This window comes from Sphingopyxis sp. A083, assembly GCF_001468495.1.
Taxonomy (GTDB): Bacteria; Pseudomonadota; Alphaproteobacteria; order Sphingomonadales; family Sphingomonadaceae; genus Sphingopyxis; species Sphingopyxis terrae.
In genome coordinates this window covers 650,000-667,886 of the sequence record NZ_LNSK01000002.1, presented here as the reverse complement: position 1 = coordinate 667,886, position 17,887 = coordinate 650,000, and the positions used below count along the sequence as shown (strand labels likewise).

Genomic DNA, 17,887 nt, shown 5'->3' with positions numbered 1-17,887 from the left:
GATCATGCTGACCACTAGCGCTGCGGCCAAGATTGCTATTTCGTTCCAGTTCATCGGGCTACATTGTTATGCGACGATTGGATCGACCGCAATCGGTCGTGTCCGGAAAGGAAGCTTTCCGAACAAAATGACGGTTATCTGCAGCTCCCGCGGCGTTGGAATTTGTCCGCGCGGCCGAGTCTCCCGGGCCTAGCTTCGGGGATCGAAGCCCAGCCAGTCGGCGGGCGGCATCAGGAAGAGGTCGGTGTCTTCGGTGCGGCACCCGGCGGCGGTCAGCATTGCGTGGACCTGACCACGGTGGTGCGTCTGGTGGTTGAAGATATGCGGCAGCACGATGCCGAGCGGGGCGGAGACGTTCCGGCCCGCGGCGCCGCTGTACCAGTCGAGATTGCCGGCAACGGCGCCTGGCGCCATCGCGTCGGCCCAGGCGACGATGAGCGTGTCCATCGCGGTGCGCTGCGCCTTCAGATCGTCCCAGTCGGCGACGAAGCCGCCGCTTTCCTTGCCCGGACAATCGGGCGGCGGGCAGCGGTCGACGCGCGACAGCCAGATGCGGTCGGCCCACAAAAGGTGCGAGAGCGTCGCGTGGATCGACCCGAAAAAGGCGCCGCGATCCAACCGTCGCTCGGCATCGGTCAGCGTGTCGGCGGCGGCATAGGCGGCGCGGTTCTGCCACCCGTTGTAGCGCGCCATCATCTGCACGAAGCGATTGTCGATCATCGGTCTGTCTCCCGCGCGCGCGCCGCCGCGCCAATGACATGCTTGTCAGCAAGCCGCTTGGCATCCGTCAAGTCTTGCCGCATGCTCAGGCAAAACAAGGGAGAGTGTGCAATGCGATTCCATGTCCTGTCGCTGGCCGCCGCGATGGTTGCGGTCGCCGCCAGTCCGGCCGCGGCCAAGACGATCAATGTCTCGGCCGAGGGCGCCGACGCCAACGAGAAATTGCAGGAGGCGCTGATCCTCGCCGAACCCGGCGATGTCGTGCAGCTGGGCGCGGGCACCTGGACGCTGACCGACGGGCTGTCGCTCGACGTCGACAATGTCACGCTGCGCGGCGCGGGGACGGGCGAGGGCGGATCGATCCTGGACTTTTCGGGACAGCAGGGGGCGGGCGAGGGGCTGCTCGTCACTTCCGACGATGTGCTGCTCGCCAATTTCGCGGTGCTCAACACGCGCGGCGACGGCATCAAGTCGAAAGGCGCCGACCGCATCGTCTATAACGAACTGCGCGTCGAATGGACCGCGGGGCCGAAGGAAACCAACGGCGCCTATGGCATCTATCCGGTCGAAAGCCAGGATGTGCTGATCGACAGCGTCTATGTGCGCGGCGCATCGGACGCCGGCATCTATGTCGGCCAGTCGCGCAACATCGTCGTGCGCGATTCGATCGCGACCGAAAATGTCGCCGGGATCGAGATCGAAAACTGTTTCGACGCCGATGTGCACGACAATATCGCGACCAAGAATACCGGCGGGATACTGGTGTTCGACCTGCCCAATCTGCCGCAGCAGGGCGGGCATAATGTCCGCGTCTTCGACAATGTCGTCAGCGACAACAGCACGCCCAATTTCGCGCCGAAGGGCAATATCGTCGCCAGCGTGCCGACGGGGACCGGGGTGCTGGTGATGGCGAACCGCAATGTCGAGGTTTTCGACAATGTGTTCGAGGACAATGGCACCGCCAATGTGATGATCGTCGGCTATCGCTACGACCAGAAAGACCCCAAATATCAGCCGCTGCCGCGCCAGATCGTCGTGCGCGACAATGCGCATGGCAAGGCCGGCTTCGCGCCGGCCTTTCCGGGCGGGGCCGAGATTGCGGCCGCGATGGGCGGGGCGATCCCGCCGGTGCTGTGGGACGGCGCAGGCGACGCGATCGTCCTCGACGATGTCGGCATATTGTCGCTCGGTCTGCCCGACGTGACGACGCCGCAGAGCGAAGCGAAGCCGGTGCCGGTCAAGCTGGGCGGCACGCCGCCGCCCGCGCTGCCCGCGATCGTGCTGCCGGAGGGCATGGAGGCCAAAGTCCAGTGAAGCGTATCGCCGCCGCGCTGATCGCGGCGCTGCTCTGCGCCAGCGCGGGGGGCGGGGCGGCGCCGGCCGCGGTCGATCAGGCCTTGATCGAGGGCAGCGCGATGCCCGCGAAGCTTTCCGCCTTCGGCCTGTTCGCGGGCAATGATCCGGCGCGGCCGGTCGCGAGCTTTGCCTATACGCTGCGCACGCCCCTGTTCAGCGACTATGCCGAAAAGCACCGGTTCGTGTCGATCCCGGCGGGCAAGCGGGCGACGGTGCTGGCGGACGGCACGGTCGATTTTCCGGTCGGCACGGTGATCGTCAAAAGCTTCGGCTGGCCCGACTTCAACGACGGGCGTCCGGTCGAGACGCGGCTGCTGATCCACCGCGCGAGCGGCTGGGTGGCGCTGCCCTATATCTGGGATGCCGACGGCAGGGACGCCTCGCTGGCCATCGCGGGGCGGCGCGTGCCGGTGGCGTTCAAAAGCCCCGACGGGACGGCGCATGCGATCCAATATGGCGTGCCCAACCGCAACCAGTGCAAGGAATGCCACAGCCGCGCGGGCACAATCGTCCCCATCGGCCCCAAGGCGCGCAACATGGTGCTGGCGGATACGGTCGGCGCCGACACGCGCGCGCTCTATTTCACCAACCCCGCCGCGCTGAAACCGGTGATGCCGCGCTGGGACGATCCGGCGAGCGGCACGTTGCAGGACCGCGCGCGCGCCTATCTCGAGGCCAATTGCGCGCATTGCCACAATCCCGAGGGCAGCGCGTCGAACAGCGGGCTGTTCCTGCGCTGGACCGACCCGGTCGGGGTCAATTACGGCATCGGCAAGCGTCCCACCGCCGCCGGGCGCGGCAGCGGCGGCATGGATTTCGCGATCCAGCCGGGAGATCCCGACCACAGCTTCCTGATCTACCGCCTCGAAAGCCTCGATCCCGGCATCGCGATGCCCGAACTTGGCCGCTCGACGGTTCACAAGGAAGGCGCGGCGCTGTTGCGGGAATGGATTGCGGCGATGCCCAAAGACGCGCATTAGGCTGGCCCGATGACCGCTCTCGTCCTCCATGATTATTTCCGCTCGTCGGCCAGCTTTCGCGTTCGCATCGCGCTGAACCTCAAAGGCCTCGATTATGAGCGCGTCGAGGTCAGCCTGATCGCTGGCGAGCAGAAGAGCGACGCCTATCTTGCGCAAAATGCGCAGGGCTTCGTGCCGATGCTCGTCGCCGACGGCGAGCCGATCATCCAGAGCCTTGCGATCATCGACTGGCTCGACCGCGCGCACCCCGACCCGCGGCTGATCCCCGACGATCCGATGGCGCGCGCGGTGGCGCTGGCGCAGGCCTATGTCGTCGCGTGCGATATCCACCCGCTCAACAATCTGCGCGTGCTCAAATATCTGACCCGCGACCTGGGGCTCAACGAGCAGACCAAGGACCGCTGGATCGCCGAATGGATATTGCAGGGCTTCGACGCGCTGGAGGCGATGGCCGGCGACGGCCCCTATCTCGGCGGCGACGAACCGGGGATCGCCGACTGCTGTCTGGTGCCGCAGATGTACAATGCGCGCCGGTTCGAGGTGCCGCTGGATCATTATCCGCGCCTCATGGAAATCGACGCAGCGTGCATGGAGCATGAGGCGTTCCGGCGCGCGCATCCGGACAGCGTCAAGGCGGGATGATGCTGCCGCTGCTGTTTGCTGCCATCGCGAGCAATCCTGTCGCCGAGCCTGTGCCCGCCGATGAGCGACCGATCATGCTATATCATCCCGGCTTCGAGGAAATCGTTGTGACCGGAGGGGGCGAACTGGCGCCGTCGGAGGGCGATCTTGTCGTAGCTAGCTCGCTGTATCTGGGCGTTCCTTCGGGCGCGGGATTGCGGGTGGAGAATGATGTGCGCGATCGCGGCGGCGTGGCGCAGTTCCGGCGCAGCGACAGCCGCAGCGCGCATCCGACCAGCCAAGGCGTGACGTTGCGGGGTTTAGGCGGCACCGCATCCAGCCGCGCGGTCGTGACGCTCGACGGCGTTCCGCAGGCCGATCCGTTTGGCGGGTGGGTGGCGTGGACGAGTTTCGACACCGTCAATCTTCGCGGATACCGCGTCATTCCCGGCGCCAGCGTCGACGAACAGGGGGCGCTTGCCGGGCACATCGCCTTGTCGTCGGACATTGGCGAGGGTGTGACGTCCAGCGTGTCATACGGCTCGTTCGACAGTATCGACATGGCGGGAAGTCTGGGCGCGGAGCTGACGGGCGGTGAGGTGGCGCTTGATGCGCGCTACATGCGTAGCGACGGATTCACGCCGGTCCTCGCCGGGCAGCGCGGCAATGTCGATCGCCCGGCGGCCTATCGGCAAGGCGGAGGCGGCCTCCGCGCCCGTCTCGACGCGGGCAGCGACGGCAAGGTCGAAGTAAGCGTCCGCGGCTTTTTCGACCGCCGCGACCGCGGCACGGACTTTTCCGCCAGCAGGATCGACGGGGTCGATGCGAGCATTCGCTATATCCTCGATCCGACACCAAATAACGGTTGGCAGGCGATCGCGCTCGCCTACATCCAGCTTCGCGACTTCCAGAGCGGGTTTGCGAGTGTCTCGGCCGACCGCAACAGCGTGGCCCCGGCATTGAATCAACGCGTTCCAGCAACCGGCCTTGGCGCGCGCCTGGAACTGCGGCCACCGCTGCGCGGGAACAACCCGTTGCGTATCGGTTTGGACTGGCGGCGAACCGAGGGAGAGACGCGCGAAGATTTCTTCTTCACCGGGCTCGTTCCGGGGCGCAACCGCCTCGCAGGTGGGTCAGCGAACATCGTCGGTGGCTTCGCTGAATGGACGAGCGGCGACAAATTATCCTGGACCATTGGCGCGCGCGTCGATCACTGGCGACTTGGGGCGGGACAACTGATCGAACGCAACGCCGATGGTAGCCTGCGCACCAACGAACATTTCGCCGTACGGTCGGGGTGGGAAACCGGCGCACGCGCCGGCGTTCGCTGGCGAAGTGGTGATTTCGATCTTCGCGCCGCTGCATATAGCGGCTGGCGCTTGCCGACCCTTAATGAACTCTATCGCCCGTTCCGGGTGGGTGCTGACGCGACTGCGGCGAATGCGAACCTCGATCCCGAACGACTGCGGGGCGGCGAACTCAGCTTTCGCTATCACAATTTTCCCCGGCTGACCTTGTTTGTCAGCCGGTTGGATAATGCGATCGCCAACGTCACGCTGGGGCAAGGCCCCGGAACCTTCCCCGGCGTCGGCTTTGTTGCGGCGGGTGCAAGCTACGCCCAGCGACAGAATCTGGACGCGCTGGTGAGCAAGGGAATTGAAATCAGCCAAACGATGACGATCGCAAAGGGTCTCGATATCGATCTGCGTTACACTTTCGTCGATGCGCATGTGCGAGCGAGCGGCGTTGCCGCCGCGCTCGATGGCCGCCGCCCGGCGCAGGTCGCCCGGCATAATGGGTACGCCGGATTGCGGTACAGGAACGGTGACGCCACATTGACGACGCGGCTGCGCTATATCGGAGCGCAGAATGAAGACGATCTCGGTCGTCAGCGACTTGGGGATGCCTTCACCGTCGATACGGGGCTGAGCGTCGATCTTGGAAAGAAGCTCTCCGCCTTTGTTCAGGCAGACAATATCTTCGATGCGCTTGTACCTGCGGCGATCAGCGCATCCGGTATCGTCGAGCGGGCACAGCCGCGATCGATATGGGTCGGCGTCGGTTTGGCGCTATAATATTTCACAGGCGGCGCAGAGGCGATAAGGATAGGGGCATGGCGGCGAAGACACTCAATCTCGGCGAATTTCTGCCCTATCGGCTGTCGATCGCGTCGAACGCGGTATCGAGCCGGATTGCCGCCGAATATCAGAGTCGCTTCGGCCTGAAGATCCCCGAATGGCGGCTGATGGCGGTGCTCGGCGAAGGGCGACCGCTGACCCAGCGCGAACTGGTCGCCGCAACGCGAATGGACAAGGTGACGGTCAATCGCGCCGCCAAGGCACTGGCCGACCGCCAGCTTATCGCGCGCCAGGCGCACGAGGCCGACGGACGTTCGCACCATCTGGAACTGACCGCGGCGGGGCGCTCGCTCTATGACGCGATCGTGCCGGCCGCGCTCGCGAGCGAGGCGAAGCTGGAGGCGGCGCTGGACGCGGGCGAGCGCGCCGCGCTGATGGCGATCCTCGCCAAGCTGACGAGCGCCGCGGAAGATTATGGCGGATAGGCTTTATCGTGCCCCCGCAGCCGGCGCGCTGCGTATCGAGCCGCTTGGCGACCTGACCGCGATCTTCGACCGGCGATCGATGCAGACGCATCTGGTCGTCGCGCCGATGCCCGAAATAATTGCCGCGATGGGCGATACGCCCTGCGACGCAGCGATGCTGGCGGAGCGGCTCGCCGCCATGTTCGACCTGGCGGACGCGGGCGGCGACGACGTCGCGGCGGTCTTGCGCGAGCGGCTCGCCGAGCTTGCGGCGCTGGGCTTGGTGGCGGCGGCGTGAGGCACAGCACGCGCATTGCGGTGGGGCCGGTCCAGTTTCGCATCGGCAGCGACTGGCGCGCGCCGATCGACGCGCTCGATCGCCTCTATGCGGGCTATCCAAAGGACTTGGCGCGCCCCGCCGATGCGACGGTGCGGCTGTTCGCCGCGCGCCCGTGGCGCCGCTGGCTGCGCCCGTCGGTGCATATCGGCGGCGATTTTATCGTTCCGGATGCGCTGCCGCTGCCGCTGTCGATGGGTCTGCTGGCGGCCGAAATGGGGATGAATTTGCAGGTCGCGCTCGGCTGGCGGCGGCACATGCTGCTCCACGCGAGCGCGGTGGCACGCGACGGGCGCGCGGTGATTCTGTCGGGCGAATCGGGATCAGGGAAATCGACGCTTGCGGCGCTGCTCGGCGAAGGCGCGTGGCGGCTGATGGGCGACGAATTCACGCTGATCGAGCCCGCGAGCGGCGATGCGCTGGGCTTTCCGCGAGCGGTCAGCCTGAAGAATGCGGCGATCGCCGAAATGGCGGCGCGCGTCGACCCCGCGCGGCTCGGCCCGCTGCTCGCCGGAACGCCGAAGGGCGATATCCGCCATCTGATCCCGCGCGCCGACGCGATCGCCGCGATGCACGAACCGGCCCGCCCCGCGCTGATCCTGTTTCCGCGCTTCGGCGGCGCGGCGGCGATCGAACCGATGGCGCCGGGCGAAGTGTTCGTCCGCCTGACCGAAGCATCGACCAACTATGTCGCGCTGGGCGAAGCAGGCTTTGCTGCGCTGACGCGGCTGGTGCGCGAAACCCCCGCCTTCGGCATCAGCTATCCCGACAGCGCGGCCGGCATGGCGCTGGTCGAGCAGCTATGGGCGGAGGCAGTGCGATGAGCGCGGTGCGCACGCTGGTCGATCTGCTCGCGGGGCGGCGCGATGCGGACGGCCTTGCGCCGCGCGACTGGGACGGGGTGATCGGCGCCGCGCGCGCCGAGGCGCTGCTCGCGACGCTCGCGCACCGGCTTGCGGACGCGGCGCTGCCGCCGCCCGTCGCGGCGCTGTTCGCCGACCAGCGCGCCGCCGCCGCGGTCGCGCGGGCGCAGGCGCTGTGGGAGGCCGAGATGGCGCGCCGCGCGCTCGCGCCCGAAGGGGTCGCGTTCGTGCTGCTGAAAGGCACCGCTTATGCGGCGGCGGGCCTGTCGTGCGCCGAGGGGCGCCAGATCGGCGACCTCGACATATTGGTCGGCTGGCACGACCTTGGCCGTGCCGAAAAGGAGCTGATCGAGGCTGGATGGGAATGGGTGAAGCCCGATCCCTATGACGACGCCTATTATCGCGAACATATGCACGAGCTGCCGCCGCTGATCCACAAGGCGCGCGACCGGATGATCGATGTCCACCACACGATATTGCCGCGCACGCACCGCGTCACGCCCGACGCGCTGGCGATGATCGGCGATGCGGTCGTGGCCGATGGCGGTTTTGCCGTGCTGTTTCCGACCGACATGGCGTGCCACTGCGCCGCGCACCTGCTCGCCGACGGCGACTTGCAGGGCGGCCTGCGCAATCTGTGGGATTTCCATTGCCTGACGCGCGATTTCGCGGCCGCCGATGCGGGCTTCTGGGGCGAGCTCGATGCGCGCGCCGCGCTTCATGGCCTGCGCGCGCCGGTGCAGCGCGCCGCCCGGTTGGCGCGCGATCTTTACGGTGCGGCGCTGCCGCCCGGCTGGAACCGGAACGCGGCGGGCGATGGCTGGTTCGTTCGCCGCCTGCTGGCGCGCGATGATTGGGGGCGACCCATGCATTTCGCGTTGCAACAGGCTTTCTACATCCGCTCGCACTGGCTGCGCATGCCGCCGGTGATGCTGGCGAAGCACCTTTGGACGAAATGGCGGAAGGGCTAGAGTCCCGCAAGCAGCGGCAGAAGCTCGTCATAATGGCCGATCAGATGGTCGGCGCCCAAGGCTTCGGCGGGGCGATCGAGAAAGCCGAAACGCACCGCGACGCTGGGCACGCCGGCGGCGCGCGCCGCCATGACGTCATAGATTGAATCGCCGACGAAGACGGCCCGTCCGCCGCCGCTCCGCTCGATCATCGCCAGCACCGGTTCGGGTGCGGGTTTGCGCACGCCAAGCGTATCGCCGCCGACGATCGCCGCCATGCGCTCGGCCAAACCCAGTTCGCCGAGCAGCTTGCGCGCCATATGTTCGGCCTTGTTGGTCGCCACCGCGCAGCGCACCCCGCGCGCCTCCAGCGCGTCGAGCGCCGCGATCAGGCCGGGGTAGGGGCGGCTCTCGACCGCGATATGCGCTTCGTAATAGGCAAGCAGCTCGCCGAGCAAGCGATCGAAATCTTCGTCCGGAACGCCACCGGTCGCGATCAGCCCCTGTTCGAGCGTGTGACGCGCGCCGAGGCCGATCATCGGCTTGATGCGTTCGACTGCCAGCGGTGCGCGGTCGATCCGCGCCAGCGCATAGTTCACCGCCGCGGTGAGGTCGCCCGCAGTATCGATCAACGTGCCGTCGAGGTCGAAGCCGACGATGCGGAAGGGAAAATCGTTCATGCCGGTCCGCATGGCCGCTCGCTCTGGAATCCGCAATGATTTGCTGGCATGGCACGCGGCATGAGCAATTCCATCGCCGCCGTCATCCTTGCCGCAGGCAAGGGCACCCGCATGAAGTCCGATCTCCACAAGGTGCTGCACCCCATCGCGGGGCGGCCGATGCTGATGCATTTGCTGGGCGGGCTGGCGGGGCTGGCGCCCGCCGCGACGGTGGTTGTCGTGGGCGACAAGCGCGAACAGGTCGAAGCGGCGCTCGCCGGCACTGGCGCGGTCGTCGCGGTGCAGGAGCCGCAGCTCGGCACCGCGCATGCCGCCTTGCAGGCAAAGGATTCGCTGGCGGGTTTCGACGGGATCGTCCTCGTCTGTTTCGGCGATTGTCCGATGTTGACCGCAGCGACCGTGCTGCGTCTGTGCGGTGCACTCGATGAAGGCGCCGCCGTTGCGGTGCTGGGTTTCCGTCCGACCGATGCCGCCGCCTATGGCCGGATCATCGCCGATGCCGACGGCACGGTTCGCAAGATGGTCGAATATAAGGACGCCAGCGATGCCGAACGCGCGGTTGATCTTTGCAATTCGGGGGTCATCGTCGCGAACGCCGCCGATATGTGGCGCCTGCTCGAAGCCGTGGGCAACGACAATGCGCAGGGCGAATATTATCTGCCCGATGTCGCAACGGGGGCAATCGGCGAAGGCAAACGCGTTCGGGTGATCGAAACCAGCGCCGCCGAAGTGGCCGGAATCAACAGCCGCGCCGAACTTGCTGCCGCCGAGGCGCAGTGGCAGGCGTTCAAGCGCGAGGAGGCGATGGCGGGCGGCGCGTCGCTGCGGGCGCCCGAAACGGTCTGGTTCAGTTGGGACACCGAAATCGGCCGCGACGTGACGGTCGAGCCCAATGTCGTCTTCGGCCCCGGCGTCCGCGTCGCCGACGGCGCGACGATCCGCGCCTTCAGCCATATCGAGGGCGCGAGCATCGGTGCGGGGTGCGAGGTTGGCCCCTATGCCCGGCTGCGGCCCGGCGCGGTGCTGGAAGACAAGGCCAAGGTCGGCAATTTCGTCGAGGTGAAGAAGGCGGTGCTCGGCAAGGGCGCCAAGGCGAACCACCTCAGCTATATCGGCGATGCGACGGTCGGGGCGGGCGCGAACATCGGCGCGGGCACGATCACCTGCAACTATGACGGCTATTTCAAATATCAGACGGTAATCGGCGAACGCGCCTTCATCGGGTCGAACAGCGCGCTGGTCGCGCCGGTGAAGATCGGCGCCGACGCGATCGTCGGGGCGGGCAGTACGGTGACGCGCGACGTGATGGATGGCGAACTGCGCCTCGTCCGCGCCGAACAGTCGGTGAAGCCCGGCTGGGCCGACCGCTTCCACGATGCGATGCGCAAGAAGAAGGCGGCGGAGAAAAAGGCATGAGCGACCGGTACGAGGACAAGCCCTTCCTGCGCTATGTCGACGCCTGGGTGCTCGACGCGATCGGGCATCTCGACGAGGCGACGCGCGCCTATTGCGCCGCGATGGAGCCGACGCTGCGCCACAGCCTGGGCCTTGCCGGAAGCTGGCAGGAGATGGTCGCGCAGCAGATGAAATTCGCGCCCGACCTTTCGGCGCAGATCCGCAAGATATGGGACGACGGCCGCGTCAAATTCGCCGCCGCGCACGGCCGCCCCGCCGATCCGGTGCAATTCGCGATGACCTTCGTTGACCGCAATTTCGGGCGCGCGTGAGGATTGACATGATATCATGATATGATATCAGTATATCAATGACGCGGATACTTGCCGACCTGCCCGACGAGGATATCGAGCGCCTTGACCGCATCGCGCGCGAGCAGGGCAAAAGTCGCGCGGCCGTACTGCGCGAGGCGGTGGCGGCCTATAATGCGCAGCCCTCGCTAGAGGGTGGCGACTGGATCGATCAGGGCTTCGGCCTTTGGGCCAGGCATGGTCTGGCAGAGGATCCGGCCGATTATGCCCGGCGCCGGCGCGCGGAATGGACGCGCCCGTGGGACGATGATTATGAGGAGGTTCGAGCCGAATCTCCCGACCTGTTCGATGCCGAGGATGATCGGCAGCGCCAGCTCTATCTCGATATGCTTGCAGGCAAATATCCTGCGCCCAAGGCACCGCCCCGGCCGTGAGCGGTTATGCTTTCGACGCCAATATCGTGATCGATGCGCTCGCGGGCTACCCGCCCGCCCGCGCGGAGATTCAACGTGCGGTAAGCCATGGTTCGCGACCGTGGATCAGCCGCATGGCGTGGATCGAAGTGCTGTCGAAAGGACATGACGCCATCGTCCGCGAGGCGACCGCGTTCCTCTCGCACTTCGGGCTTGATGAAATCGACGAAGAGATCGCCCAGCGCGCCGCGGCGCTCCGCCGCGATCGGCCGCGGTTGAAATCGCCCGATGCCATCATACTTGCGACGGCCCAGATCAGGGGGCGCGTCCTCGTGACCCGAAACATCAAGGATTTTCCGGCGGCGATGCCGGGCATCCGCGTTCCTTACACGCTCTAGAAGAAAGCTTAGCCCCCATGTGCGGAATCATCGGAATTATCGGCCAGGCCCAGGTGGCGGATCGCCTCGTCGACGGGCTGAGGCGCATGGAATATCGCGGCTATGACTCGGCGGGCGTTTGCACGGTCGAGGACGGCCAGCTGATCCGCCGCCGCGCCGAGGGCAAGCTCAATAATCTCGTCAAGGAACTCGCCGGCCATCCGGCGCCCGGCACCGTCGGGATCGCGCACACGCGCTGGGCGACGCACGGCGCCCCGACGACGAGCAACGCGCATCCGCACGCGACGCAGGAAGTGGCGCTCGTCCACAACGGGATCATCGAGAATTTCAAGCCGCTGCGCGAGGCGTTGCAGGCGCGCGGCCGCGTGTTCGAAAGCGAAACCGACACCGAAGTCGTCGCGCACCTCGTTTCGGAACAGGTCGAGGCGGGCAAATCGCCGCAGGAGGCGGTGCAGGCGGTGCTGCCGCAGCTTCGCGGCGCCTTTGCGCTCGCCATCGCCTTTCGCCAGCATCCCGATTTGCTGATCGGTGCGCGCCTCGGCTCGCCGCTCGTCGTCGGCTATGGCGAGGGCGAGACCTATCTTGGCTCCGATGCGCTCGCGCTTGCGCCGCTGACGCAGAAGATTTCCTACCTCGAAGAGGGCGACTGGGTCGTCATCACGAAGGACGGCGCGCAGATCCACGACGCCGACAACAATCCGGTGACGCGCGAGATCACGACCTCGGGCGTCACCGCCGCGGCGGTCGAGAAGGGCAATTACCGCCACTTCATGCAGAAGGAAATTTTCGAGCAGCCGACCGTCGTCGCGCAGACGCTCTCCTCCTACATCCGTCCGCTCGAACAGACGGTGGCGCTGCCGCAGATGGATTTCGACCTGTCGGCGATCGACCGCATCACCATCGTCGCGTGCGGCACCAGCTATTATGCCGGCATGGTCGCCAAATATTGGTTCGAGACCTTTGCGCGCGTTCCGGTCGACATCGATGTCGCGAGCGAGTTCCGCTACCGCGATCCGGTGTTGCAACCGGGCGGGCTCGCGCTCTTCATCTCGCAGTCGGGCGAGACCGCCGACACGCTCGCCGCGCTGCGCCATTGCAAGGCGAACGACCAGACGATCGCGGTCGTCGTAAACGTACCGACGAGCAGCATGGCGCGCGAGGCCGACCTGTTGCTCCCGACGCATGCGGGGCCGGAAATCGGTGTCGCGTCGACCAAGGCCTTCACCTGTCAGCTCGCGGTGCTCGCGGCGCTCGCCGCGCACCTCGCGCTCAAGAAGGGCAAGTTGACCGAGGGTGACGAGCGCGAGATCGTCAAGCATCTGATCGAAGCGCCCGCCGCATTGAACGCCGCGCTCGCGCATGACGAGGAAATTGCCGCGATGGCGCATCTGATCGCCCCGGCGCGCGACGTCCTCTATCTGGGGCGCGGCCCCGACTATCCGCTGGCGCTCGAAGGCGCGCTGAAGCTCAAGGAAATCAGTTACATCCACGCCGAAGGCTATGCCTCGGGCGAGATGAAGCACGGCCCGATCGCGCTGATCGACGAGGCGGTCCCGGTGATCGTCCTCGCGCCCAGCGGGCCGCTCTTCGAAAAGACCGTCAGCAACATGCAGGAAGTGATGGCGCGCGGCGGCAAGGTCGTGCTGATTTCGGACGCGGAAGGCCTCGCCGAAGCCGGCGATGGCTGCATGGCGACGATCGAAATGCCCAAGGTCCACCCGCTGATCGCGCCGCTCGTCTATGCGGTGCCGGTGCAACTGCTGGCGTACCATGTGGCAGTGGCGAAGGGCACGGACGTCGACCAGCCGCGCAATCTGGCGAAGTCGGTGACGGTGGAGTGACCTATGACTGCTGAGCCTGCGGGTTTGTTACCCGTCGTCCTCAGCCTCGCGCTGGCCGCGATATTTGTGGTCGCCGTGGCAGGCATCATGATACGCCGTCGTGGCAGGCGTCCAGTTGCAGATACTCCGACTAATGAAGCCTATCGCATATACACTCGGGAATATGATCTTGTTTTGACCGCCGCGGACCTTCCCGCCGCACTGTATGAAGGGAGTCCCGATCGCGACAAAGGTTATCTCGATGTCGACGATCGAGAATGGCGCGCTCAAATCGAGAACGCCGAAAATATTTATCGCAGATTGAGCGATCCTTCTCCGCTCATGGGGTCGGAGGCTGTTGAGTTTCAGGGCGCGGCAGTTTTGCTGATGATCGATCAGTCGGGGTCCATGCGCGGTCAGCCTATGGCATGGGTCGCCGCCGGCGCACGGAAGCTGTCCGAAGAATTGCGGCGGCGAGGCGCCAGTGTCGGGGTTGCAGGTTATACGACTGCCGGGTGGCACGGAGGTTTCGCGCGGAACAAATGGTTGCGCGCTGGGCGGCCCAAGCGACCTGGACGACTATGCGCGCTACTTCACGTCATATATCAGGCGTTCGACGACACCGGGCCAGACGATAATGCGTGGAGGCAGATGTTAAATCCGGACATTCTGCGGGAGAATGTTGACGGGGAATCGCTGCAATGGGGCGCCGACTATCTGAAGGGGCGGTGCGAGCAACGCCGCATCCTGTTGGTCGTCAGCGATGGTGCGCCGGTAGATGATGCAACGCTTCTCGAAAATGGTGCTTCCTACCTGCATCGCCACTTTCTGGCCGTGCGAGACGCGCTATTGCACACGAACGAACTGGAGTTGCCGGCGATCGGTGCAGGCTACCATGTATCCGAATTTTATCCTGTCTCGCGCGAAGCGACCGATGCGGCCGGGTTGGTCAATGCAGGGCTGGAACTGATAAGAATAGGGGAAAGCCCGAAATGACCTGGAACACCACCTGCCACTGCGGCGCCGTTTCGGTACGGCTTGCCAAGGCGCCCGAGGAGGTGGCCGAGTGCAATTGCTCGCTCTGCTTATCGCATGGTATCCTCTGGGCCTATTATTCGCCGAAGGACGTCACGATCGAGGGCGAAACGCGGACCTATAATCGCGCCGACCGGGCGAACCCCAATTCGGATCTGCATTTCTGTGCGACCTGCGGCTGTTCGACGCATTGGTCGGCGACCGCGGGGCTGATCGAGCGGATGGGCGGCGCGGTCGATCTGATGGGGGTCAACATGCGGCTGTTCGCGCCCGACCGGCTCAGCGGGTTGAAGCTCGTCTTTCCCGACGGGCGCGGCTGGTCGGGTGAGGGGCCGTGGGGCTATGCGCGCGACGCGGCGGTGATGCCTTGAGGCCGGCGGTTCACTCCGCCGCGTTCGCTTGCGCCAGGATCGATGCCGCAATGTCGTCGATCTTGCCGGCGACCAGAAGCGGCGCACCGCCGACCATGCCGACCTGCGTCTGGCCATTTTCATAGTCGCGAAGCCAGGCGACATTTTCGGCAACGAGGAGATAGTCGCCGCCGCGCGATTTCAGGGTAATGAATTTCATGACTGTGTCTCCTGACCCCGGCCGCTCTATCGGTGAAGTATGAAGATAATGAGTTTCGCGTGATGCCCACCGCCATCATTTTCGATTTCGACGGCGTCATCGCCGACAGCGAGGTGCGCGCGAACACGACGCTTGCCGAAAGCCTGACCGCGATCGGCCTGCCGACGAGCTATGACGAATGTCTGCGCGACTATTATGGCCATAATTGGCAGGAGACGCAGCGGCGGATCGAGGCGCGGCTGGGCGGGCCGCTGCCGCCCGATTTTCGCGAGCAGCACCGCGCGCGAGCACGCGAGCGCTTTGCCGAGGGCTTTGCGCCGGTGCCGGGGGCACCCGAGTTTCTGGCGACGCTGGGCGACCGGCCGCGCGCCATCGCCTCGTCGAGCAGCCCTGCCTATATCGCCATGTCGCTCGACCGCTTCGGGCTTGCGCATCATTTCGGCCCGCACGTCTACAGCGCCGACGGCTGGGATCGCGGCAAACCGCATCCCGACATCTATCTGGCGGCGGCGAAGGGCATCGGCGCCGATCCCGCCGCCTGTCTGGCGATCGAGGATTCGCCGACGGGCGCGCAGGCGGCGCTTGCCGCGGGGATGACCGTCGTCGGCTTTTGCGGCGCCGGGCATATTGTCGATCGCGGCGCGCATGGCGCGATGCTGCGCGCCGTTGGTGTCCACCATGTTGCGGAGGACTTCGCCACGCTGCACCGCCTGCCGATTGCAGCCACCGCATAAATTGCTGTCCTGCAAGGGAAAGGCCGGTTAGGCTGCGGGTAATCCGGCGATCCGTCCGCGCGAACCCTGATCGCGCGTGACGACCGGCGGTTTCCTGCCGTTTCTCACGGCCCACCCCACCCGAGGAGAGATGCGATGTGCGATGAATTTACCGAAGCCGACCTCGACCGCGCCGGTCTGCCCGTGCGGCGCCGCGACTTCGGCGCGCTGATGGGCGTCGGGGCGGTGGCGGCGATGCTGCCCGCCGCGGCCTGTGCCGCCGGGACGATCAAGGGGCGCGACGTTACGATCACGACCGACGACGGCACCGTCGACGCCTATTTTGTCGCGCCGGGCGAGGGCAAGCATCCCGGCGTGCTGATGTGGCCCGACATTCGCGGGCTGCGCCCCGCCTTTCGCCAGATGGCCGACCGGCTTGCCGGGGCGGGCTATGCCGTGCTGTGTGTCAATCCCTTCTATCGCTGGGCGAAGGCGCCGGTGGTCTATGCGGGGCATGATTTCGACGATCCCGGCGTGCGCGAGACGCTGTTCGGCTATCTCAAGCAACTGAACCGCACGCTGGTGCAGACCGACGCCAAGGCGCATCTCGCCTTCCTCGATGCGCAGGCGGAGGTCGATACGGCGAAAGGGATCGGCACCGCGGGCTATTGCATGGGCGGGCCGATGGTCATCTATACCGCGGCGCTGAACCCGGCGCGCGTCAAGGCGGCGGCGAGCTTTCACGGTGCGTCGGTCGCGACCGACAAGCCCGACAGCCCGCATCTGTTGATCCCCGCGAGCGACGCCGGATATCTTTTCGCGATCGCCGATAATGACGATGCGAAAGACCCCGAGGAAAAGACCCGGCTGAAGGCGGTACTGGCCCCGCGCAAGCAGTGGCACGAGGTCGAGGTGTACAAGGGCGCGATGCACGGCTGGTGCCCGCCCGACGGCCGCGCCTATGACGAGGCGGCGGCGGAAAAGGCTTGGGGGCGGATGCTCGAGCTGTTCAAGGCGGCGCTGTAGTTTTTACCGCGTCATTGCGAAACCGGCGGCAGCCGGGGGAAGCAATCTCCAGCGATCGACCTTCAACGATGATAGCTGGAGATTGCCGCGCGGCTCCGCCGCTCGCAATGACGCGGTCGGAAACTCACCCCATCGGGTAGAGGATATCCTTGCCGACGCGGTCGAGTGTCTTCATCAGCGCGGCGTCGAGCACCAGCTCCTTCGCGGCGAGGATCGGTTCGAGCTGGTCGTAGCTGCTGACGCCGACGATGGTCGAGGCGACGAAATCATGCTGCTTCGACCAAGCGGTCGCCATCGTCACCGGGTCGATCCCGGCCTCGGCGGCGATCGCGAGATAGCGTTCGGTGGCGGCGAGCGACTTGTCGTTGACGAAGCGTCGGCCCATCGCGGCCTGGCGTCCCTCCATCGCGAGATAGCGTGAGAAGCGCGCGCCTTCGGGCGTCGCGCCGCCCTGATATTTGCCCGACAGGACGCCGCCGGCGAGCGGCGAATAGGGGATCAGGCTGACGCCCTCCTGACGGCAGACCTGCGCCAGCTCGTCCTCGAAGCGGCGGTTGTTGAGGCTGAAATTGTTCTGGATCGTGTGATAGCGGGCGACCCCCAGCTTTTCCGAGGCAGCGAGCGATTTCATCAGGCCCCAGCTCGTCTCGTTCGAACAGCCGAGGATGCGCACCTTGCCCTCGCGGACCAGTTCGTCGAGCGCGTCCATCATCTCCTCATAGGGGGCGTCATGGTCGGGCCAGTGCGTCTGGTAGAGGTCGACATAGTCGGTCTGCAGCCGCGTCAGGCTTGCTTCGATCGCGGTGCGGATATTGTGACGGTCGAGCGCGGTCATGCCGCCGCGGCACGGCGATTTGAACCAGATGTGGCTCGGCCCCGACACCTTGGTCGCGAGGATGATCGCGTCGCGGTTCTTGGTCTTGAGCCAGCGGCCGACGATCTCTTCGGTGCGGCCGACCCATTTGATGTCGGGCGGCACCGGATAGCCTTCTGCGGTGTCGTAGAAATTGATCCCCTCGTCGAAGCAGCGGTCGAGGATGCGCAGCGCCTCGGCCTCATCGGTCTGACTGCCGAAAGTCATCGTGCCCATGCAGATGTCGGTGACGTGGATGGCGCTCTGGCCCAGGCGGCGCGTTTTCATGGGGCGGATCTCCGGT

21 protein-coding genes are annotated in these 17,887 nt (G+C 66.0%); 17 read left to right on the top strand and 4 right to left on the bottom strand.

The window, feature by feature from the left end:
* Positions 1-189: 189 nt before the first annotated feature.
* Positions 190-720 (bottom strand): DinB family protein, encoded by a 531-nt coding sequence (locus ATE59_RS07380; protein WP_058811826.1) that lies wholly within the window; start codon positions 718-720, stop codon positions 190-192.
* A 111-nt stretch (positions 721-831) separates the two neighbouring features.
* Here ATE59_RS07380 and ATE59_RS07375 point away from each other — a divergent pair, with 111 nt between their 5' ends.
* Genes ATE59_RS07375 through ATE59_RS07340 form a run of 8 tightly spaced genes read left to right on the top strand, consistent with a single transcriptional unit; the run spans position 832 to position 8,390 of the window.
* Positions 832-2,034, top strand: coding sequence for a parallel beta-helix domain-containing protein (locus ATE59_RS07375; protein ID WP_058811824.1), 1,203 nt, complete (start codon positions 832-834; stop codon positions 2,032-2,034).
* Positions 2,031-3,056: an SO2930 family diheme c-type cytochrome gene (locus ATE59_RS07370; protein WP_058811822.1), complete on the top strand. Its 1,026-nt coding sequence runs from the start codon at positions 2,031-2,033 to the stop codon at positions 3,054-3,056. Before ATE59_RS07375 ends, ATE59_RS07370 begins: the two co-directional genes overlap by 4 nt.
* Positions 3,057-3,065: 9 nt before the next feature.
* Complete coding sequence (gene maiA, locus ATE59_RS07365) at positions 3,066-3,698, top strand: maleylacetoacetate isomerase (RefSeq protein WP_058811820.1); 633 nt, start codon at positions 3,066-3,068, stop codon at positions 3,696-3,698.
* Entirely contained in the window at positions 3,695-5,752 is a 2,058-nt protein-coding gene (locus ATE59_RS07360; protein ID WP_058811818.1) for a TonB-dependent receptor, read from the top strand. The genes maiA and ATE59_RS07360 overlap by 4 nt, the downstream gene beginning before the upstream one ends.
* Positions 5,753-5,790: 38 nt before the next feature.
* Positions 5,791-6,240: a MarR family winged helix-turn-helix transcriptional regulator gene (locus tag ATE59_RS07355; protein WP_003050400.1), complete on the top strand. Its 450-nt coding sequence runs from the start codon at positions 5,791-5,793 to the stop codon at positions 6,238-6,240.
* Entirely contained in the window at positions 6,230-6,517 is a 288-nt protein-coding gene (locus ATE59_RS07350; RefSeq protein ID WP_058811816.1) for an HPr-rel-A system PqqD family peptide chaperone, read from the top strand. The genes ATE59_RS07355 and ATE59_RS07350 overlap by 11 nt, the downstream gene beginning before the upstream one ends.
* A complete protein-coding gene (locus ATE59_RS07345) occupies positions 6,514-7,380 on the top strand; it encodes an HprK-related kinase A (RefSeq protein ID WP_058811814.1) in 867 nt (288 codons plus the stop codon). The genes ATE59_RS07350 and ATE59_RS07345 overlap by 4 nt, the downstream gene beginning before the upstream one ends.
* Complete coding sequence (locus ATE59_RS07340) at positions 7,377-8,390, top strand: nucleotidyltransferase domain-containing protein (RefSeq protein WP_058811812.1); 1,014 nt, start codon at positions 7,377-7,379, stop codon at positions 8,388-8,390. Before ATE59_RS07345 ends, ATE59_RS07340 begins: the two co-directional genes overlap by 4 nt.
* On the opposite strand, the gene ATE59_RS07335 is transcribed toward ATE59_RS07340, so the two are convergent.
* Positions 8,387-9,049: an HAD-IA family hydrolase gene (locus ATE59_RS07335; RefSeq protein ID WP_058811910.1), complete on the bottom strand. Its 663-nt coding sequence runs from the start codon at positions 9,047-9,049 to the stop codon at positions 8,387-8,389. The two genes, ATE59_RS07340 and ATE59_RS07335, sit on opposite strands and share 4 nt — an antisense overlap.
* A gap of 48 nt (positions 9,050-9,097) precedes the next feature.
* Between ATE59_RS07335 and glmU the strand changes: the two genes are divergently transcribed.
* The 7 genes from glmU to ATE59_RS07295 are packed head-to-tail and all read left to right on the top strand — an operon-like array spanning position 9,098 to position 14,792.
* On the top strand, positions 9,098-10,465 hold the full coding sequence (glmU, locus tag ATE59_RS07330) for a bifunctional UDP-N-acetylglucosamine diphosphorylase/glucosamine-1-phosphate N-acetyltransferase GlmU (protein ID WP_058811810.1): 1,368 nt from the start codon (positions 9,098-9,100) through the stop codon (positions 10,463-10,465).
* Positions 10,462-10,776, top strand: coding sequence for a hypothetical protein (locus ATE59_RS07325; RefSeq protein WP_058811808.1), 315 nt, complete (start codon positions 10,462-10,464; stop codon positions 10,774-10,776). Before glmU ends, ATE59_RS07325 begins: the two co-directional genes overlap by 4 nt.
* Before the next feature lie 38 nt (positions 10,777-10,814).
* A complete protein-coding gene (locus ATE59_RS07320) occupies positions 10,815-11,189 on the top strand; it encodes a ribbon-helix-helix protein, CopG family (protein WP_058811806.1) in 375 nt (124 codons plus the stop codon).
* A complete protein-coding gene (locus tag ATE59_RS07315; RefSeq protein ID WP_003050413.1) occupies positions 11,186-11,566 on the top strand; it encodes a type II toxin-antitoxin system VapC family toxin in 381 nt (126 codons plus the stop codon). The genes ATE59_RS07320 and ATE59_RS07315 overlap by 4 nt, the downstream gene beginning before the upstream one ends.
* 17 nt (positions 11,567-11,583) lie before the next feature.
* Positions 11,584-13,407 carry a glutamine--fructose-6-phosphate transaminase (isomerizing) gene (gene glmS, locus ATE59_RS07310; protein WP_003050415.1) on the top strand — a complete coding sequence of 608 codons (1,824 nt, stop codon included), beginning with the start codon at positions 11,584-11,586 and terminating at the stop codon, positions 13,405-13,407.
* A gap of 3 nt (positions 13,408-13,410) precedes the next feature.
* Positions 13,411-14,382: a cobaltochelatase CobT-related protein gene (locus ATE59_RS07300; protein ID WP_082657334.1), complete on the top strand. Its 972-nt coding sequence runs from the start codon at positions 13,411-13,413 to the stop codon at positions 14,380-14,382.
* Positions 14,379-14,792 (top strand): GFA family protein, encoded by a 414-nt coding sequence (locus ATE59_RS07295; RefSeq protein ID WP_058811800.1) that lies wholly within the window; start codon positions 14,379-14,381, stop codon positions 14,790-14,792. Before ATE59_RS07300 ends, ATE59_RS07295 begins: the two co-directional genes overlap by 4 nt.
* A 10-nt stretch (positions 14,793-14,802) precedes the next feature.
* Here ATE59_RS07295 and ATE59_RS07290 read toward each other — a convergent pair whose 3' ends face one another.
* Positions 14,803-14,991, bottom strand: a complete 189-nt coding sequence (locus tag ATE59_RS07290; protein WP_058811798.1) for a hypothetical protein — start codon at positions 14,989-14,991, stop codon at positions 14,803-14,805.
* A gap of 62 nt (positions 14,992-15,053) precedes the next feature.
* Between ATE59_RS07290 and ATE59_RS07285 the strand changes: the two genes are divergently transcribed.
* Both ATE59_RS07285 and ATE59_RS07280 read left to right on the top strand, forming a co-directional pair.
* Positions 15,054-15,725: an HAD family hydrolase gene (locus ATE59_RS07285; protein ID WP_082657343.1), complete on the top strand. Its 672-nt coding sequence runs from the start codon at positions 15,054-15,056 to the stop codon at positions 15,723-15,725.
* 135 nt (positions 15,726-15,860) lie between these two features.
* A complete protein-coding gene (locus tag ATE59_RS07280; RefSeq protein WP_058811795.1) occupies positions 15,861-16,730 on the top strand; it encodes a dienelactone hydrolase family protein in 870 nt (289 codons plus the stop codon).
* A gap of 124 nt (positions 16,731-16,854) precedes the next feature.
* Here the strand turns inward: ATE59_RS07280 and ATE59_RS07275 are convergent, their stop codons facing one another.
* On the bottom strand, positions 16,855-17,871 hold the full coding sequence (locus ATE59_RS07275; protein ID WP_058811794.1) for an aldo/keto reductase: 1,017 nt from the start codon (positions 17,869-17,871) through the stop codon (positions 16,855-16,857).
* Positions 17,872-17,887: the final 16 nt, after the last annotated feature.

Bases quoted from the DNA above. Each gene is read 5' to 3' on its own strand.
- ATE59_RS07295 (WP_058811800.1), top strand. From the start codon at position 14,379: ATGACCTGGAACACCACCTGCCACTGCGGCGCCGTTTCGGTACGGCTT.
- ATE59_RS07285 (WP_082657343.1), top strand. From the start codon at position 15,054: ATGCCCACCGCCATCATTTTCGATTTCGACGGCGTCATCGCCGACAGC.
- ATE59_RS07355 (WP_003050400.1), top strand. From the start codon at position 5,791: ATGGCGGCGAAGACACTCAATCTCGGCGAATTTCTGCCCTATCGGCTG.
- ATE59_RS07300 (WP_082657334.1), top strand. From the start codon at position 13,411: ATGACTGCTGAGCCTGCGGGTTTGTTACCCGTCGTCCTCAGCCTCGCG.
- ATE59_RS07325 (WP_058811808.1), top strand. From the start codon at position 10,462: ATGAGCGACCGGTACGAGGACAAGCCCTTCCTGCGCTATGTCGACGCC.
- glmU (WP_058811810.1), top strand. From the start codon at position 9,098: ATGGCACGCGGCATGAGCAATTCCATCGCCGCCGTCATCCTTGCCGCA.
- ATE59_RS07350 (WP_058811816.1), top strand. From the start codon at position 6,230: ATGGCGGATAGGCTTTATCGTGCCCCCGCAGCCGGCGCGCTGCGTATC.
- ATE59_RS07275 (WP_058811794.1), bottom strand. From the start codon at position 17,871: ATGAAAACGCGCCGCCTGGGCCAGAGCGCCATCCACGTCACCGACATC.
- glmS (WP_003050415.1), top strand. From the start codon at position 11,584: ATGTGCGGAATCATCGGAATTATCGGCCAGGCCCAGGTGGCGGATCGC.
- ATE59_RS07335 (WP_058811910.1), bottom strand. From the start codon at position 9,049: ATGAACGATTTTCCCTTCCGCATCGTCGGCTTCGACCTCGACGGCACG.
- ATE59_RS07290 (WP_058811798.1), bottom strand. From the start codon at position 14,991: ATGAAATTCATTACCCTGAAATCGCGCGGCGGCGACTATCTCCTCGTT.
- ATE59_RS07380 (WP_058811826.1), bottom strand. From the start codon at position 720: ATGATCGACAATCGCTTCGTGCAGATGATGGCGCGCTACAACGGGTGG.
- ATE59_RS07340 (WP_058811812.1), top strand. From the start codon at position 7,377: ATGAGCGCGGTGCGCACGCTGGTCGATCTGCTCGCGGGGCGGCGCGAT.
- ATE59_RS07280 (WP_058811795.1), top strand. From the start codon at position 15,861: ATGTGCGATGAATTTACCGAAGCCGACCTCGACCGCGCCGGTCTGCCC.
- maiA (WP_058811820.1), top strand. From the start codon at position 3,066: ATGACCGCTCTCGTCCTCCATGATTATTTCCGCTCGTCGGCCAGCTTT.
- ATE59_RS07320 (WP_058811806.1), top strand. From the start codon at position 10,815: ATGACGCGGATACTTGCCGACCTGCCCGACGAGGATATCGAGCGCCTT.
- ATE59_RS07375 (WP_058811824.1), top strand. From the start codon at position 832: ATGCGATTCCATGTCCTGTCGCTGGCCGCCGCGATGGTTGCGGTCGCC.
- ATE59_RS07360 (WP_058811818.1), top strand. From the start codon at position 3,695: ATGATGCTGCCGCTGCTGTTTGCTGCCATCGCGAGCAATCCTGTCGCC.